The organism is Curtobacterium sp. MCBA15_001 (genome assembly GCF_001864835.1).
Classification (GTDB): domain Bacteria; phylum Actinomycetota; class Actinomycetes; order Actinomycetales; family Microbacteriaceae; genus Curtobacterium.
The window spans coordinates 243,560-258,326 of record NZ_MJGI01000027.1 but is presented as its reverse complement, the minus strand read 5'-3'; the positions used below and the strand labels follow the sequence as shown (position 1 = coordinate 258,326).

The window sequence follows — 14,767 nt, the reverse complement described above, 5'->3', positions numbered from 1 at the left end:
CACTACGCTGCAGGGGTGTTCACCGGTCTCAGCGCGTTCCCCCTGACCCCGCTCCGCGACGACACGGTCGACGAGCGTGCCTTCGCCGGGCTGGTCGAGCGCCTGGCCGACGCCGGGGTCGACTCGATCACGGCGTTGGGCTCGACCGGTTCGTACCTGTACCTCGACCGTGACGAACGGCGGCGCGTCGCGACCACGGCCGTCGAGCACGCGGGGGTGGTCCCGGTCCTGGTGGGCATCGGGGCGCTCCGCACCTCGCAGGTCCTCGCCCTGGCCGAGGACGCCCAGCGCACCGGTGCCGCCGGGCTGTTGCTCGCACCGGTGACCTACCAACCCCTGACCGACGACGACGTGTACGGCCTGTTCGAGGACGTCAGCGCGGCCGTCTCCGTCCCCGTCGTCCTGTACGACAACCCCGGCACGACCCACGTCACCTTCACCGACGACCTGTACGCCGCCGTCGCACGGTTGCCGCACGTGGCGTCCATCAAGATCCCCGGTGTCCCCGCCGACGCAGCAGCACGCGTGCAGGCCATCCGTGACCGTGTGCCGGCCGACGTCACGATCGGTGTCTCCGGGGACGCGTTCGCCGCCCGGGGCCTGAACGCCGGCTGCGACGCCTGGTACTCGGTGATCGGCGGCACGCTGCCCGCGCAGGCGCTCGCCCTGACCCGCGCCGCGCAGGCCGGCGACCACGCCGAGGCCGAGCGTCGCTCCGAGGCCCTCGCGCCGCTCTGGGACCTGTTCACGGAGTTCGGCGGCAGCTACCGGGTGGTCGCCGCCCTGGCCGAACACCTCGGCCTGGTCGGTCCCGACTCGCTGCCGCGGCCGGTCCATGGGCTCGACGGTGCTGCCCGCAGCCGGGTCGCCGCGGTCGCCGACGCGCTCGAGCTGGGCACCGGCGGCCGCGGTGTCGGCTGAGGCTCCCGAGCCAGCGGCGGCCTCGGACCCGGTCCGGTTCGCCCTGACCCGGTACGTCGTCGCAGCCACGCTCGCACGCTGTGCCGACGGCGGTGCGGTCGTGGCGGTCGTCCTCCTCGTCACGACGAACGGCGGACCGGGGTGGCTCGCCGGGCTGCTCGGTGCGAGCATCACGGCACCGCACCTGATCGGGCCGCTGCTCGCCCGCCGACTCGACACCGCGCGGGACGGCCGCACCGTGATCGCCCTCGCCTGCGCCGTGAGCGCCGTCGCGTTCTCGGCCGCCGTGCTGACGCGACCGGTCGTCCCGGTGCCGGTGACCGCAGCGCTGTTGGTCGTCGTCGGTCTGACCGGGCCGTTCCTGACCGGCGGCATCAGCAGCCGGCTGCCCGCGATCGCCGGGCCGACGGTGTCGGGCCAGCGTCGGGCACAGGGCTGGGACGTCGCGACGTACGGCCTCGGCGGGACGATCGGGCCGTCCGTGGTCGCCGTCGTCGCCGGGTGGTCGTCGCCCACGGTGGCGGCGCTGTGTCTCGCTGCGGCCACGCTCGTCGCGGCCGTGGTGGTGCGCCTGCTGCCGTGGGCCCCCGCGGTCCCCGCCGCCGAGGTCCCGCGGCCGCTGGCGACCCTGCGGCTCATGGTCGCGTCGGGGCCACTCCGTCGGACACTCCTGCTGACCACCACCGTCGCCCTCGCCGTCGCGGTGCTGCCGATCGTCGCCGTCGCCTCGATCGCCGGCCTCGGAGCGCCTCCGGCCGTCGCCGGGGCGCTGACCGCGGCGTACGGGCTCGGCACCCTCGCGGGCTCCGTCGGGGTGATGCTCCGTCCCCTGCGCGGCGATGCCGAGCGCGCCATGGTCCTGCTCGCGCTGGCCGTCGTCGCCACGCTGGTCGGGGTGGCCTCGGCGCGGACACTCCCTCTGGCCGTCGCGGCGTACGCCGTCGCAGGGATCGCGAACGCCTGCTTCTTCGCCGCCACGCTCGCGTCCCGCAGCGAGAACGCCCCATCGGAGGCCCGTGGCCAGGTGTTTGTGTGGGTCGGGGCCCTGAAGATCACCGCGGGTTCCGCCGGCACCGCCGCCGCGGGGGCGGTCGTCGCGGCGAGCGCGCAGCTCCCCCTGGTCGTCGGCGCCGTCGTGGTGACGGGAGCGACCGTCGCCGCCGCGCTCGACCGCCGACTCCGCCCGTGACGGTACGGTGGGCCGCGTGACGACCCCCGTGTCCCCGGCGCCGCCCCGTCCGGGTGGGATCGAGCGGTGGGTCGCAGCACACCCCGTCGCCGTCGACGTGCTCCTGGTCCTCGTGTACCTGGTCGTCACGGCCGGCCAGCTGCTCTCCTTCTCGGCGTTCGACCGCGAGCCCCTCGGATCGACCGCGCTCCTGGTCGCGGGCGTGGTCGTCGGGGCGCTGCGACGGCGCGTCCCCCTGCTCGCCTTCCTCGTCGCCGCGGTCGCCGCCGTCCTGGCGATCGGCGTCCTGTTGCCGCCGGCGGTCCTGCTCGTCGTCGCGACCGTCGTCACCCGCGTCGGGGTGCGGACGGCCTGGGTGCTCTCCGGGGCCACGGTCGTCGTGCTGGCCGTCGTCGGCGGCGTGGTCCTGCGCGATCCCACCCGAGCCGTCTTCGCAGCCGTCGTCCTGCTCGTCGGGATGGTCCTCGGGCTCTGGATCCGGACCCGTCGGGCCTACGTCCAGGCGCTCGTCGAGTTGGCCGACCGGGTGCGTGCCGAGCAGGAGCAGCGCGCGGCGGCCGCGGTCGAGGACGAGCGCGCCCGGATCGCCCGCGAGATGCACGACGTCGTGGCACACGGGCTGTCCGTGATGGTCCGGCTGGCCGACGGTGCGGACGCCATCGCGGCGCAGGACCCGGAGCGTTCCCGCGACGCCGTGCGACGGATCGGCTCGGTGGGGCGCGACTCGCTCGCCGACATGCGCCGCGTGCTGGGCGTGCTGCGGAACGGGGAAGGGCACGGAGTCGACCCCGGCCTCCCGATGCAACCGCAGCCGGGCGTCGCGGACCTCGGCCAGCTCGTGGCGGACCAGCGTGCCGCCGGCCTGCCCGTCGTGCTGCGCTCCGAGGACGCGGGAGCCCTGCCGGAGAGCCTGGCGACGTCGGTCTACCGCATCGTGCAGGAGTGCCTGACGAACGCGTCGCGCTACGCCGTCGACGTGACGAGCGTCGACGTCGACGTCCGACGCGAGGGCCCCCGGGTCGTGGTCGTGGTGCAGGACGACGGCCGGGCGCGTGGGCCGATGCCGTCCCAGGGGACCGGACGGGGGCTCACTGGGCTGCGTGAGCGCGCGGCGCTCTACGATGGCGACGTGGAAGCGGGGCCGGTGACGCCGCACGGCTGGCGCGTGAGCGTGACCCTGCGCGCAGAGGGAGACGCATGATCCGGGTCCTGCTCGCCGACGACCAGGACCTGATCCGGATGGGGACCGCGATGGTGCTCGGCGCGACCGAGGACCTGACCGTCGTGGGCGAAGCGGTGAACGGGCACGAAGCCGTCGAGCGGACAGCCGCGCTCGATCCCGACGTCGTCGTGATGGACGTCCGGATGCCGGGGATGGACGGCCTCGAGGCCACCCGGCGCATCGTCGCATCGGGTGCCCGGGCAGCGGTGCTCGTGCTGACGACCTTCGACCTCGACGAGTACGCGTTCGGCGCGCTCAACGCCGGCGCGAGCGGGTTCCTGCTCAAGGACGCCCGCCCCGAGGAGCTCGTCGGCGCCGTGCGCACCGTCGCCGCGGGTGACGCGATCGTCTCGCCGCGGGTCACCCGGCAGATGATCGAGCTGCACCGCGGGAAGTTCCCCGGACCCGGCACCGACGACGAAGCACTCCGCACGCTGACCGAGCGCGAACGCGAGGTCTTCGTCGCGATCGGCCGCGGCCGGAACAACGCCGAGATCGCGGCCGAGCTGTTCCTGTCCGAGTCGACGGTGAAGACCCACGTCGGGCGGGTCCTGGCGAAGCTCGCGCTGCGGGACCGGGTGCACGCGGTGATCCGCGCGCACGACCTCGGCCTGAGCTGACACAGCAACAGCACCAGCAACAGCGGCACGCAGCAAGCGCGCGCGGCGGTACTGCGGTACCACGACGACGGCCCCCGGGGTCGATGGCGCCCGTGCCGGTGCTCCGTAGCGTCGGAGCCATGATCGAAGCACGCAACCTGACCAAGCGGCACGGCGCCCAGACCGTGGTCGACGACCTGTCGTTCACCCTCGAGCCCGGCACCGTGACCGGGTTCCTCGGCCCGAACGGCGCCGGCAAGTCCTCGACCATGCGGATGATCGTCGGCCTCGACCGCCCGACCTCCGGCACGGTCACCGTCGGTGGCCGCCCCTACGTCGAGTCCCCCGCACCGATGCAGCTGCTCGGCGCGATGATCGACGCGAAGGCCGTCCACCCCGCACGCACCGCCCGCGGCCACCTGACCGGCCTCGCCCTGACGCACGGCATCGGCCGCCGCCGGGTCGACGCCGTCCTCGAGATGACCGGTCTGGCCGGCGCCGCGACGAAGCGCATCCGGACGTTCTCGCTCGGCATGGGCCAGCGGCTCGGCATCGCCACGGCGCTGCTCGGCGACCCGCAGGTGCTCATGCTCGACGAGCCCGTCAACGGCCTCGACCCGCAGGGCGTCGTCTGGGTCCGGCAGCTCTGCCGCTCCTTCGCCGCCGAGGGCCGCACGGTCCTGCTCTCCAGCCACAACATGGCCGAGACCGCCGCCACGGCCGACCGCCTGGTCATCATCGGCAACGGCCGCAAGGTCGCCGACGGCACCACCGACCAGCTGCTCGCCGCGTCGAACCGTCGCCGCGCCACGCTCGAGGACGTCTTCTTCGACCTGACCACCGGTCACACCACCCACGATGCAGGAGCCCTCCGATGACCAGCCACGCCGCCGCCCTCACCCCCCGGCTCACCTTCGCCGGCACCCTGCGGTCCGAGGTGCACAAGCTCGGCTCCGTCCCGGCGATCGGCTGGCTCGTCCTGCTCGCCGCGCCCGCCACCGCACTCGGCGTCATCGGCGCTGCACAGTTCGGCCCCGGCGTCGCCGTGGCGACGGGATCGATGGTCGGCGGCGCCGTCGTCGCACTGCTCGCAGGCCTGTCGATCGCCGGCGAGTACGCGACCGGCGCCGTCCGGACGACGCTGACCGCCGCGCCCCGCCGGACCGAGGTCATGCTCGCCAAGAGCCTCGCGGTCGCGCTCGTCGGCCTGGTCGCCGGCTGGCTCGGCGCGCTCGCCGGTGCCGCCGCCATCGGCGTCCTCGGCACTGCGGCGCTCTCCGTCCTGGCGACGGGTCCGGCGGTCGCCCTGACCGGTCTGGTCGGCCTGTACCTCGGGTCCCTGATCCGCCGCGTCGCCCCGACCGCGATCACGACGACGCTCGGCCTGTTCCTGTTCAGCGGGATGATCGGCGGGCTGCCGCTCGGCGCCGGCTCGGTCGGCGACGTCCTGTTCAGCGACAGCACGGTCGCCCTGGTCGCGGGGACGCCGGACCCCGGCCGTCCGTTGGTGGTCGTGCTGGTCTGGCTCGTCGTCGCAGCGGTGGCAGCCGGTCTCCGGTTCCGCAGCACGGACGCCTGACCGGCGCGTGCAGTGGGCCGGTGGCCCGCCGGACGGGAGGCCCGGTGCGGGCCCGCCCCGCGCCTCCTGTCCGTGGGCGGTTCAGCCCACCCCGTCGGTCCGGCCCGCCACGACGCCCCGGAGCGCTGCCCACTGCAGCAGCATGATGGTCTTGCCGTCCACGATCCGGCCGTCCTCGACCATGGCGAGCGCCTCGGCGAACGGCAGTTCGAGGACCTCGATCTCCTCGCCCTCGTCCGCGACGCCCCCGCCGGCGTCGACCCGGTCGGCCGGCGTGTACTCGGCCGCGAAGAAGTGCACGCGCTCGGTGACCGACCCGGGGCTCATGTACGCGTCGAAGACGTGGGTGAGCGCGCCCACCGCGACGCCGAGCTCCTCGCTGGCCTCGCGGCGGATTGCGGTCTCCGGGTCGTCCTCGTCGAGGAGCCCGGCGGCGGCCTCGATGAGCATGCCGTCGGGGTGGTCGTTGACGTAGGCGGGGAAGCGGAACTGTCGCGACAGCAGCACGGTCCCCCGCGTCGGGTCGTACAGCAGGATCGTGGCGCCGTTGCCGCGGTCGTACGTCTCGCGCTGCTGCGTCGACCACGAGCCGTCGCGCCCGCGCACGTCGAAGGTCGTCCGACGCAGGACGTGCCATCCGTCGGACGTCACCTCGACGTCGCGGACGACGACGTCCGGGTTCCGGGTGAGGTCGCGGCCGACCTGGTCGAGCCCGGTCCGACCACGCCCGTCGGGTTCGGCGGGCGCTCGGGTGCCTGGCTGTCCGGGTGCTGCGGTCACGGCGGCTCCTGTGGGTCGACGGTACGGGGGTGGGTCCTGACTAGCATGGTGGCACCCGTCACCGTCGACCTGGTCCCCGCAGAGGAGCTCCCGTGTCACCGAACCCCGTCCGGATCGGCCTCCTCGGTGCAGGTGGCATCGCCGTGGCGCACCTGCCCGGACTGCTGCGCCTCGGCCCCGTCACCGTGTTCGCCCACGACGGCGCACGACAGCTCGCCGACACGCACGCAGCAGCTGCCCGGGCCGCGGGGTCCTCGATCACCGTGGTGGACTCGTTGCAGGAGCTGTTCGACGCGGTCGACATGGTGGACGTCGTGACCCCGACCTCCACCCACGCCACGGTCGTGCGCGCGGCCCTGGCCGCCGGCAAGGACGTCGTCTCCGAGAAGCCGCTGGCCCGCACCGACGCCGATGCGGCGGACCTGGTCCGGTGCGCCCGCGACGCCGGCCGGACGCTCGTGCCCGCCCACGTCGTCCGGTTCTTCCCCGCCTACGTGCGCCTGCACGAGGCCGTGACCACGGGCCTCCTGGGCGACCTGGCGGTGCTGCGGTTCGTGCGCTCCGGCGCGTTCCCGATCCGCACTCCCTGGTTCGCCGACCACTCGCTGTCCGGTGGGATCGTGCTCGACCAGATGATCCACGACCTCGACATCGCCCGCTGGGTCGCCGGCGAGGTCGCCACCGTGTCCGCGGTCCGCACACGGGCCGGCACCGAAGCCGAGCCGGTCGAGGCCGCCCACGTGCTGCTCACCCACCGGTCGGGGGCGATCAGCCACGTCGCCGGCGTCTGGGGGCCGCAGCACCTGCCCTTCACGACGGAGTACGCCGTGACCGGGACCCGGGGCAGCCTGTCGCACCGATCGCGTGACGAGGTCGACCACGTTGCGGACCTGGCGACACCGGACGCGGTGGACGGGTTCCTGCCCGAGGTCGACCCCGCCGACGACCCGTACGCCGCCGAGCTCACGGAGTTCGTCGCGGCGTTCCGTGGTGGACCCGCGCCCCGCGTCAGCGCCGAGGACGGGGCGGCCGCGGTGCGGATCGCGAACGCGGCGCTCACCTCGATCGAGACCGGGCAGCCGGTGGTGCTGTCGTGAGGCCGCTCCGCATCGGCGTGCTGTCGTTCGCCCACACCCACGCGATCGGGTACCTGCAGGCGCTCGCGGCGATGCCCGACGTGGAGGTGCGCGGGACCGACCCGGACGGTACCCCTCGCGCTGGTTCTGGTTCTGGTTCTGGTTCTGGCTCCTCGCTCGGGGTGCTGCGCGGGCGGGACCTGGCCGAGGCGCTCGGGGTCGGGTACATGGACTCGTACGACGAGCTGCTGGCATGGCAGCCGGACGCGGTCGTCGTCGCCAGCGAGAACACCGGGCACCGCGCGCTCGTCGAACGGGCCGCTGCCGCGGGTGTCCACGTCCTGTGCGAGAAGCCCCTCGCGACGACGTGGGAGGACGGCCTCGCGATGCGCGCCGCGGTCGAGGCCGCCGGGGTGCTGCTGATGGTGGCGTTCCCGGTGCGCTTCGCGTCGTCGTTCGCCCGGCTCCGGGCCACCCACGACGCGGGCGCCCTTGGGCAGCTGTTCGCCGCTCGGGGCGCCAACACCGGGATGCTGCCACGGACCCGCGACTGGTTCACCGACCCGGAGCGCTCCGGCGGAGGTGCGCTGGTGGACCACGTCGTGCACATCGCCGACCTGATCGACGCACTCACGGGAGCGCAGGCGCTGAGCGTCACGGCGGTCGCGAACCGGACGCTGCACGCCGACCGCGCCCGGGCCGAGACGGCTGCGCTCGTCACCATCACCTACGACGACGGGCTGGTCGCCGCGATCGACTGCTCGTGGAGCCGGCCGGACACCTCGGCGGTGTGGGGCGGGTTGACGCTCGACGTGGTCGGGACGCAGGGCACGGTGTCGATCGACCCGTTCGGGCCGGCCGCGCACGGGATCGTCACGGACACCGGGCTGCCGATCGAAGCACGGTACGGGGCCGATCTCGACCAGGCGATGCTGCGGGTGTTCCTGGAGGCCGTCCGGACCGGGGTGCAGCCGCAGCCCGACGTGGGCGTGGGGCTGCGCACGCTGGCGATCGTGCTCGCCGCGCAGGAGTCGGCGCGGACCGGCCGCACCGTGCCGGTCGCGCGCTGAGCGCGGCGCGCACGATGTGGCTGAGCCGGCGGCGCGGCCGCGGCCGCGGCGCGCGCGCCGCGTCAGCGCCGCATCGCGTCGGCGAGCTTGACCCGCCCGCCGGTGCGCAGCAGCGCGTTCTCGTAGACGCGGGCGCCGATGACGACGACGAGCGCGGCGGACACGATGACGATCAGCAGCGACACGATCGGCTCCCACCACTCTGCGGTCCCCAGGAAGATCCGCATCGGCATCCCGATCGGCGCACTGAACGGGACGTAGGACATGATCCCGACGACGGTCGGGTTGTCCGCGGCGAAGATGATCAGGAAGTACGGGATCATCAGCAGCATCATGACCGGGGTCGTCACGCTGCCGACGTCCTCCTGCCGTGAGACGAGCGCCGCCGAGGCCGCGAACAACGACGCCACGAGCACGAACCCGATCGCGAAGAACACCACGAACCAGAGCAGGCTCGGCCCGAGCAGCCCGAACAGGTTGTCCTGCCCGGTCACGGCGAGCGCCACGGCGGCGGCGATCGCGATGGCCACCACCTGCGCGAGCGCCATGATGCTGCTCCCGATCACCTTGCCGGCCAGCAGCGCCCGGGCCGGGATCGCCGCCATCAGGATCTCCACGACCCGGGTGGACTTCTCCTCCACGACGCTCTGCGCGATGGACTGCCCGAACGTCACCGCGGCGGCGAAGTAGACGATGCCGAACGCGATGCCGATCAGCGACACCAGGCCCGGCGCCATGGCATCCGGGTCGAGGAGCTCGACCGACGGTGACACGCTGAGCGCCTGGATGACGTCGGTCGGTGCGCTGTCGAGTCCGACCACGCCGAACCCGAGCGCGCCGGACTCCGGCACGATCGCCGCGTCGACGTCCCCGTCGCGGACGAGGCGCTCGGCCGCGGCCCGGTCGTCGACCTGTGTGACGTCGAGTCCGGTGGTCGCGGGCAGGGTGACGCCGTTCACGACCGCGACGGGTGTGGTGCTGTCGGCGCTGGACTTGCCGACGATGCCGCCGACGACGATCGACGCGACGACGAGCACGAGCAGGATGAGCGCCGAGACGACGAACGCCTTGCTGCGCAGTCGCGCCTGGATCTCGCGGACGGTGACCAGGCGCACGGCCGTGGTGAAGGAGCTGTTCATCGGACGACCTCCCGGAAGACCTCGCTGAGTCGGGGTACCCGGCGGCCGAACGAGCCGACGGTCCCGATGGTGACGGCACGCTGGAGCACACGCTGGGCGACGGCGTCGTCGGCCTCGAAGGCCGCGTAGCCGCCGTCGAACGCCCGGACGTGCACGCCGGGTTCGTCGCGGAGCCAGGCGGCGTCACCGTCGACGAGCAGTTCCCACGCGGCGGGACCGGCCTTCTTCCGGAGCTCCTCCTGCGGACCCGCGGCCCGGATGGCCCCGTCGGCGATCACGACCACGTCGTCGCAGAGCCGTTCGACCACGTCGAGCTGGTGGCTGGAGAACAGGACGGGGACCCCGTCGGCAGCGGCCTCACGCAGCACGCCGAGTACGACGTCGACCGCCATCGGGTCGAGGCCCGAGAACGGTTCGTCGAGCACCAGGACCTCGGGCCGGTGTGCGAGCGCCGCTGCCACCTGCACGCGCTGCTGGTTGCCGAGCGAGAGCTTCTCGACCGGGTCGTCCGCGTGCTGGGCGAGCTCGAGTCGGTCGAGCAGTTCGGTGGTGCGCGCCTGGGCCGCCCGGCGGTCGACGCCGTGCAGCCGTGCCAGGTAGGTGACCTGCTCGGCCACCGGCATCTTCGGGTACAGACCACGCTCCTCGGGCATGTACCCGAAACGGCGGCGGTCGGTCGGCCCGATGCGCTGGCCGTCGATCGCGACGGACCCGCTGTCGGCGTCGAGCACGCCGAGCATGATCCGCATGGTGGTGGTCTTGCCGGCACCGTTCCCGCCGACGAACCCGGTGAGACGTCCCCGACCCACCTCGAACGTCACGTCGTCGAGCACCCGGCGGTCGCCGAAGTGCTTGGTCACGCCATCGACCCGCAGCATCGCTGTCCCCTCTCGGCGACGGGTACCCGGCGCACCTGCTGGTGCAGCGGTCCCGACCGCACCACCGACGCTACGGAGGCCCTGTCGTCCGCGCCTCCCACGCCGGACGGAACCCGGGCCTCCACCCCGAGACGGAGCGGGACCGAGCGAGACGGCGCGGGACCGAGCAGCGGTCAGCCGCCAGAGCGGACCACCCCGTGCTCGTACGCCCACACGACCGCCTGCACTCGGTCGCGCACCTGCAGCTTCTGCAGCACGTTCGACACGTGGGTCTTCACCGTGGCCTCGCCCACGAACAGCTGCGCCGCGATCTCCGCGTTGCTGCGCCCCCGCCCGAGCAACCGGAGCACCTCGGTCTCCCGCTCGGTGAGCCCAGGAACGGCCCCGTCCGAGCCCTCGACGACCGGCAGCGCACCCGTCGTCGCGCGGCTGATCACCCGGCGCGTGACGTCAGGAGCCAGCAGCGCATCGCCCGCGGCGACGGTGAGCACGGCGTCGACCAGCTGCTCCGGGGTCGCGTTCTTGAGCAGGAACCCGCTGGCACCCGCAGCGAGGGCGTCGAACAGCGTGTCGTCGTTGTCGAACGTGGTCAGGATCAGGACGGCCGGCGGGTCGGGCAGTGCCGTGATCCTCCGTGCGGCCTCGATCCCGTCGACGGTCGGCATCTGGACGTCGAGGCAGACCACGTCGGGCCGGTGCTGCTCGACGGCACGGACGGCCGCAGCGCCGTCGGATGCCTCGGCGACGACGCTGATGCCCGGCTCCGACTCCAGGATGACCCGGAACCCGGCACGCACCAGGTCCTGGTCGTCCGCCAGCACCACGCGCACGCTCACGTCGTCGGCAGCCATGCGCGCACCAGGAACCCTCCCCGGGCTCGGGGCCCGATCTCGACGGTGCCGCCGACCGCGGCGACCCGCTCCCGCATCCCGACGTGGCCGAGCCCGGAACCGGGCGTCCCGACCGGCTCCTCCTCGGTGGGCTGCCGGGAGGCGCGGCTCCCGATCCCGGTGTCCGTCACCTCGACCTCGATCGCGTCCGCCAACCACCGCAGCCGGAGGTCCACGCTGGCGCCGGGGCCGGCGTGCTTGAGGACGTTGGTCACTGCCTCTTGTGCGACACGGAACGCCACGGTCGCGACCGTCGGCGGGACCGGTCGAGGAGCACCGACGACGGTGTAGCGCGCGGGGTGACCCGCGGTCGTCGCAGCGTCGGCGAGCCCGGCGATCCGGTCGATGCTGTCGGTGCTCGGCGCGGTCGTCCGACCGGAGTCGTCAGGCCCGGCCGTCGGATCGGGCTCGGTGGTGCCGTTCGTCTCGCGCAGGGTCCCGAGCATCCGACGGAGTTCCTCGACCGCGGTGCGCGCGCTGTCCTCGACGACGCTCAGCGAGGTCGCCGCCTGCGCCGGGTCGCGGTCGAGCACGCGGCGGGCCGCACCGGCCTGCACCCCCATGAGCGAGACGTGGTGCGCGACGACGTCGTGCAGTTCGCGGGCGATCCGCACCCGTTCGAGCGTGATCGCCTGTGCCGCGGTCCGCTCCCGCTCGACGGCCAGTTCGGACGTGCGTTCCCGGAGCGCGTGCCCGGCGACCGCGGACGCCCACGCCCGGTTGCCCGAGTACCAGGCGGCACCGAAGTAGACCAGGTTGATGACGATCGTCAGCAGCGAGCTCGCGACGAACGGCGGGACGATCGAGTCCCCCTCGTTCGGCAGGGCGCTCGGCACCGACCAGCGGAAGACGATCGCCAGGAACAGCCACGCGAACATGCCCGCGATCACCGTCCAGCGCACGGACTCGGCGCGCACCCGGTCGGAGCACCACGCGCCCACCGTGTACAGGCCGATGAACAGCGTGAAGTTGATGAACAGGCCCTCGGGGACGTGCAGCAGCTGGGTCGCGGCGAAGGCCAGCGCGACGACGACCGCCACGGTCATCGGGAAGCGCCGCCGGAACACCAACGGTCCGGCGTTCGCGACGACCATGAGCGCGGTGACCCACCACGGTGCGACCTCGTCGTAGACCGCGCTGGACCAGTACAGCACCGTCGAGATCGTGAGGCCGACCGCCAGCGCCAGCGCCAGCAGCGCGTCCTGCCGGTGCTCACGCGGGCCGACCGGCAGGCGCGACCACGTGTCCTGCGCGGCCACCCCCGTCGTCGTCATGCCGGCAAGGCTAGCGGGCAGGCGACCGCCGCCGCGGGCCGTGGGCCCGGCCTGTGGACAGACAGGAGGTCCAGTGCCAGCTGGCACTGGACCTCCTGTCTGCAGGTGAGCGCGTCAGTCGGCCGGCGGCGCGTAGAACTGCAGGTCGTTGCCCTCGCTGTCCTTGAACGGCACGATCCGGCCCCACGGGTGCTCGCTGATCTCGCCCTCGACATCGGCGCCGCGCTCCTTGAGTCCGGCGACCTCGTCCTCGATGCTGCCGTCCGGTTGGAACGTGACGACCGCGCCGCCGCCGCTCGACGGGCTGGCGGACTCGCGCGCGTTCAGCCCGAGGCGCAGGCCGTTCGCGTCGATCTCGCTCCAGTCGTCCGACTGACTCGACACCGTGAGGCCGAGCACGTCGCGGTAGAACGCGACCGCCCGGTCCATGTCGGTGACGGGGACCCAGACTGCTGCAACTCCTGTTGCCATGATGATGCCTTCCGTGAGTGGTGCGCCGAACGGTAGGCGCAGGGGCGATGGGCACCGGCTCAGGAACGTGCACGCACCGCACCGCGGGCGTAGCTTGCGCGGCATGAAGCGGGTCACGTACTCCATGGGCATGACGCTCGACGGGTTCGTCGTCGGGCCGGACGGGCGGTTCGATTGGGGCGACCCGGACGACGAGGAGTTCCGCGCCGCGATCGACGAGGTCCGCGGCGTCGACGTGCACCTGCTCGGGCGGAAACTGCACGAGACGATGGTGTACTGGGAGGACCCGGTGCAGGCGGCGACGTGGGGCGATGCCGAGCGCGAGTGGGCAGACCTCTGGAACGCGCTGCCGAAGGTCGTGTTCTCGCGCACGCTGACCAGCGTCGACGCGAGCAACACCCGGCTCGCGACGGCGTCCGTCGGCGAGGAGATCGAGCGGCTGCGCGCCGAGCCGGGCGACGGCGAGGTCGCGATCGGCGGTGCGACGCTCGCGGCTGCGGCAGCGGAGCTCGGACTGATCGACGAGTACCGCGTGCGGGTCTCCCCCGTGCTCGTCGGTGGCGGGATCCCGTACTTCGCGATGGACGAGCGGCGCGTCGACCTCGAGCTGCTCAGCACCCGGACGTACCGGACCGGAGCCGTCGCACTGCGGTACGGCGTTCGACGCTGATCAGCACACGGTCACAGCCCCGCACTGGCAGGCTCGGGCCATGTCCGACGACGAAGGAGTCAGCATGTCCGGAGTGACCCACGTGGTCCTGGTGCAGTGGCAGGACGGCACCGACCACTCCGCCGAGGCCGACGCCCTGGCGCAGCAGCACCTGCCCCGCATCGAGGGCGTCCGGTCCGTCACGTCGGGCCGGAGCGTCAGCACCGAGGGCAAGGAGGACGGCTTCGACTGGATGCTCGTCGTCCGGTTCGACGGCCGCGACGCCCTGGCCGGGTACCTGCCGCACGCCGAGCACCGTCCGGTCGCGGAGCACATCGGTGCGGGCAGCCAGCGGGTGGTCGTCTTCGACGTCGAGGAGCCGGAGCACGAGCACGAGCCGGAGCACGACGCGCTCGCTTGACGCGCGTTCCGGTCACGACACGCCACGAGGGAGCAGGATCTGCAACGACGGTCCCGATGGTCGAGGCCGCGAGGAGGACCCCCGCATGACGTCGAACCCCTACCAGTCGTCGAACCCGTACCAGTCGGCTCCCACAGCGGCTCCCCGCCTGGTGAACATCGCGTTCTGGCTGTACCTGGTCACCGCGCTCACCCACGTGATCGCGCTCATCGTCGGTGCCACGCAGCTGCCGGCCGCGCGCCAGGCCGCGCAGGACCAGCTCGACAAGTCCGGCACCTCGACGGGCGGGGTCGACGTGAACGCCGTCGTCACCGCCTCGTTCACCGTCAGCATCGTGATCGGCGTGCTGTTCATCATCGCGTTCGTCGTCTTCGACCTGCTCATGCGCCGTGGTGCGAACTGGGCGCGCATCGTGCTGCTGGTCCTGACCATCCTCGGCATCACCGGCATCGCCAGCGGGTTCGGGATCGGGGCCATCGGTGTCATCGCGTCGATCGTCGCAGCCGTGTTGACCTTCCTGCCCGCGTCGAGCGCGTGGTTCCGGAGCGTCAAGGACCGCAAGCGCGCCGCGCTCGGCCGCTAGCACGTCCTGACGGGAGGTCCGGTGCC

17 protein-coding genes are annotated in these 14,767 nt (G+C 73.2%); 11 read left to right on the top strand and 6 right to left on the bottom strand.

Features of this window, described 5'->3' with window-relative positions; translation table 11 throughout:
- The first annotated feature begins 15 nt into the window (after positions 1 to 15).
- The 6 genes from BIU90_RS17235 (at position 16) to BIU90_RS17210 (ending at position 5,510) form a co-directional block, all read left to right on the top strand.
- The gene (locus BIU90_RS17235; RefSeq protein ID WP_071301524.1) at positions 16 to 921 is read left to right on the top strand and encodes a dihydrodipicolinate synthase family protein; all 906 of its coding nucleotides are present in this window, start codon (positions 16 to 18) and stop codon (positions 919 to 921) included.
- Positions 911 to 2,110 (top strand): MFS transporter, encoded by a 1,200-nt coding sequence (locus BIU90_RS17230; RefSeq protein ID WP_217640938.1) that lies wholly within the window; start codon positions 911 to 913, stop codon positions 2,108 to 2,110. Before BIU90_RS17235 ends, BIU90_RS17230 begins: the two co-directional genes overlap by 11 nt.
- 16 nt (positions 2,111 to 2,126) lie before the next feature.
- On the top strand, positions 2,127 to 3,311 hold the full coding sequence (locus BIU90_RS17225; RefSeq protein WP_139195354.1) for a sensor histidine kinase: 1,185 nt from the start codon (positions 2,127 to 2,129) through the stop codon (positions 3,309 to 3,311).
- Positions 3,308 to 3,952, top strand: coding sequence for a response regulator transcription factor (locus BIU90_RS17220; RefSeq protein WP_071301401.1), 645 nt, complete (start codon positions 3,308 to 3,310; stop codon positions 3,950 to 3,952). Before BIU90_RS17225 ends, BIU90_RS17220 begins: the two co-directional genes overlap by 4 nt.
- Before the next feature lie 119 nt (positions 3,953 to 4,071).
- The gene (locus BIU90_RS17215; protein WP_071301523.1) at positions 4,072 to 4,809 is read left to right on the top strand and encodes an ABC transporter ATP-binding protein; all 738 of its coding nucleotides are present in this window, start codon (positions 4,072 to 4,074) and stop codon (positions 4,807 to 4,809) included.
- The gene (locus BIU90_RS17210; protein WP_071301400.1) at positions 4,806 to 5,510 is read left to right on the top strand and encodes a hypothetical protein; all 705 of its coding nucleotides are present in this window, start codon (positions 4,806 to 4,808) and stop codon (positions 5,508 to 5,510) included. The genes BIU90_RS17215 and BIU90_RS17210 overlap by 4 nt, the downstream gene beginning before the upstream one ends.
- A gap of 81 nt (positions 5,511 to 5,591) precedes the next feature.
- Here BIU90_RS17210 and BIU90_RS17205 read toward each other — a convergent pair whose 3' ends face one another.
- Positions 5,592 to 6,290, bottom strand: coding sequence for an NUDIX domain-containing protein (locus tag BIU90_RS17205; RefSeq protein WP_071301399.1), 699 nt, complete (start codon positions 6,288 to 6,290; stop codon positions 5,592 to 5,594).
- A 92-nt stretch (positions 6,291 to 6,382) separates the two neighbouring features.
- On the opposite strand from BIU90_RS17205, the gene BIU90_RS17200 reads away from it, so the two are divergent.
- Positions 6,383 to 7,387, top strand: a complete 1,005-nt coding sequence (locus tag BIU90_RS17200; RefSeq protein ID WP_071301398.1) for a Gfo/Idh/MocA family protein — start codon at positions 6,383 to 6,385, stop codon at positions 7,385 to 7,387.
- Complete coding sequence (locus BIU90_RS17195; protein WP_071301397.1) at positions 7,384 to 8,436, top strand: Gfo/Idh/MocA family protein; 1,053 nt, start codon at positions 7,384 to 7,386, stop codon at positions 8,434 to 8,436. The genes BIU90_RS17200 and BIU90_RS17195 overlap by 4 nt, the downstream gene beginning before the upstream one ends.
- 62 nt (positions 8,437 to 8,498) lie before the next feature.
- On the opposite strand, the gene BIU90_RS17190 is transcribed toward BIU90_RS17195, so the two are convergent.
- From BIU90_RS17190 to BIU90_RS17170, 5 genes are all read right to left on the bottom strand, one after another.
- Positions 8,499 to 9,575: an ABC transporter permease gene (locus tag BIU90_RS17190; RefSeq protein ID WP_071301396.1), complete on the bottom strand. Its 1,077-nt coding sequence runs from the start codon at positions 9,573 to 9,575 to the stop codon at positions 8,499 to 8,501.
- Positions 9,572 to 10,453, bottom strand: coding sequence for an ABC transporter ATP-binding protein (locus tag BIU90_RS17185; RefSeq protein WP_071301395.1), 882 nt, complete (start codon positions 10,451 to 10,453; stop codon positions 9,572 to 9,574). The genes BIU90_RS17190 and BIU90_RS17185 overlap by 4 nt, the downstream gene beginning before the upstream one ends.
- A gap of 173 nt (positions 10,454 to 10,626) precedes the next feature.
- Positions 10,627 to 11,304, bottom strand: a complete 678-nt coding sequence (locus BIU90_RS17180) for a response regulator transcription factor (RefSeq protein ID WP_071301394.1) — start codon at positions 11,302 to 11,304, stop codon at positions 10,627 to 10,629.
- Positions 11,286 to 12,617, bottom strand: a complete 1,332-nt coding sequence (locus BIU90_RS17175) for a sensor histidine kinase (RefSeq protein ID WP_071301393.1) — start codon at positions 12,615 to 12,617, stop codon at positions 11,286 to 11,288. Before BIU90_RS17175 ends, BIU90_RS17180 begins: the two co-directional genes overlap by 19 nt.
- 114 nt (positions 12,618 to 12,731) lie before the next feature.
- The gene (locus tag BIU90_RS17170; protein ID WP_071301392.1) at positions 12,732 to 13,088 is read right to left on the bottom strand and encodes a VOC family protein; all 357 of its coding nucleotides are present in this window, start codon (positions 13,086 to 13,088) and stop codon (positions 12,732 to 12,734) included.
- Between the two features lie 103 nt (positions 13,089 to 13,191).
- On the opposite strand from BIU90_RS17170, the gene BIU90_RS17165 reads away from it, so the two are divergent.
- The 3 genes from BIU90_RS17165 to BIU90_RS17155 all read left to right on the top strand — a co-directional run bounded on the left by BIU90_RS17165 (position 13,192) and on the right by BIU90_RS17155 (position 14,741).
- A complete protein-coding gene (locus BIU90_RS17165) occupies positions 13,192 to 13,758 on the top strand; it encodes a dihydrofolate reductase family protein (RefSeq protein ID WP_071301391.1) in 567 nt (188 codons plus the stop codon).
- A gap of 64 nt (positions 13,759 to 13,822) precedes the next feature.
- The gene (locus BIU90_RS17160; RefSeq protein ID WP_071301390.1) at positions 13,823 to 14,158 is read left to right on the top strand and encodes a Dabb family protein; all 336 of its coding nucleotides are present in this window, start codon (positions 13,823 to 13,825) and stop codon (positions 14,156 to 14,158) included.
- A gap of 85 nt (positions 14,159 to 14,243) precedes the next feature.
- The gene (locus BIU90_RS17155; RefSeq protein WP_071301389.1) at positions 14,244 to 14,741 is read left to right on the top strand and encodes a hypothetical protein; all 498 of its coding nucleotides are present in this window, start codon (positions 14,244 to 14,246) and stop codon (positions 14,739 to 14,741) included.
- The last annotated feature ends 26 nt before the right edge of the window (positions 14,742 to 14,767 follow it).

Coding starts and splice junctions, on each gene's coding strand:
- BIU90_RS17170 (WP_071301392.1), bottom strand. CDS start 13,088: ATGGCAACAGGAGTTGCAGCAGTCTGGGTCCCCGTCACCGACATGGAC.
- BIU90_RS17155 (WP_071301389.1), top strand. CDS start 14,244: ATGACGTCGAACCCCTACCAGTCGTCGAACCCGTACCAGTCGGCTCCC.
- BIU90_RS17215 (WP_071301523.1), top strand. CDS start 4,072: ATGATCGAAGCACGCAACCTGACCAAGCGGCACGGCGCCCAGACCGTG.
- BIU90_RS17185 (WP_071301395.1), bottom strand. CDS start 10,453: ATGCTGCGGGTCGATGGCGTGACCAAGCACTTCGGCGACCGCCGGGTG.
- BIU90_RS17175 (WP_071301393.1), bottom strand. CDS start 12,617: ATGACGACGACGGGGGTGGCCGCGCAGGACACGTGGTCGCGCCTGCCG.
- BIU90_RS17165 (WP_071301391.1), top strand. CDS start 13,192: ATGAAGCGGGTCACGTACTCCATGGGCATGACGCTCGACGGGTTCGTC.
- BIU90_RS17190 (WP_071301396.1), bottom strand. CDS start 9,575: ATGAACAGCTCCTTCACCACGGCCGTGCGCCTGGTCACCGTCCGCGAG.
- BIU90_RS17180 (WP_071301394.1), bottom strand. CDS start 11,304: ATGGCTGCCGACGACGTGAGCGTGCGCGTGGTGCTGGCGGACGACCAG.
- BIU90_RS17160 (WP_071301390.1), top strand. CDS start 13,823: ATGTCCGGAGTGACCCACGTGGTCCTGGTGCAGTGGCAGGACGGCACC.
- BIU90_RS17220 (WP_071301401.1), top strand. CDS start 3,308: ATGATCCGGGTCCTGCTCGCCGACGACCAGGACCTGATCCGGATGGGG.
- BIU90_RS17210 (WP_071301400.1), top strand. CDS start 4,806: ATGACCAGCCACGCCGCCGCCCTCACCCCCCGGCTCACCTTCGCCGGC.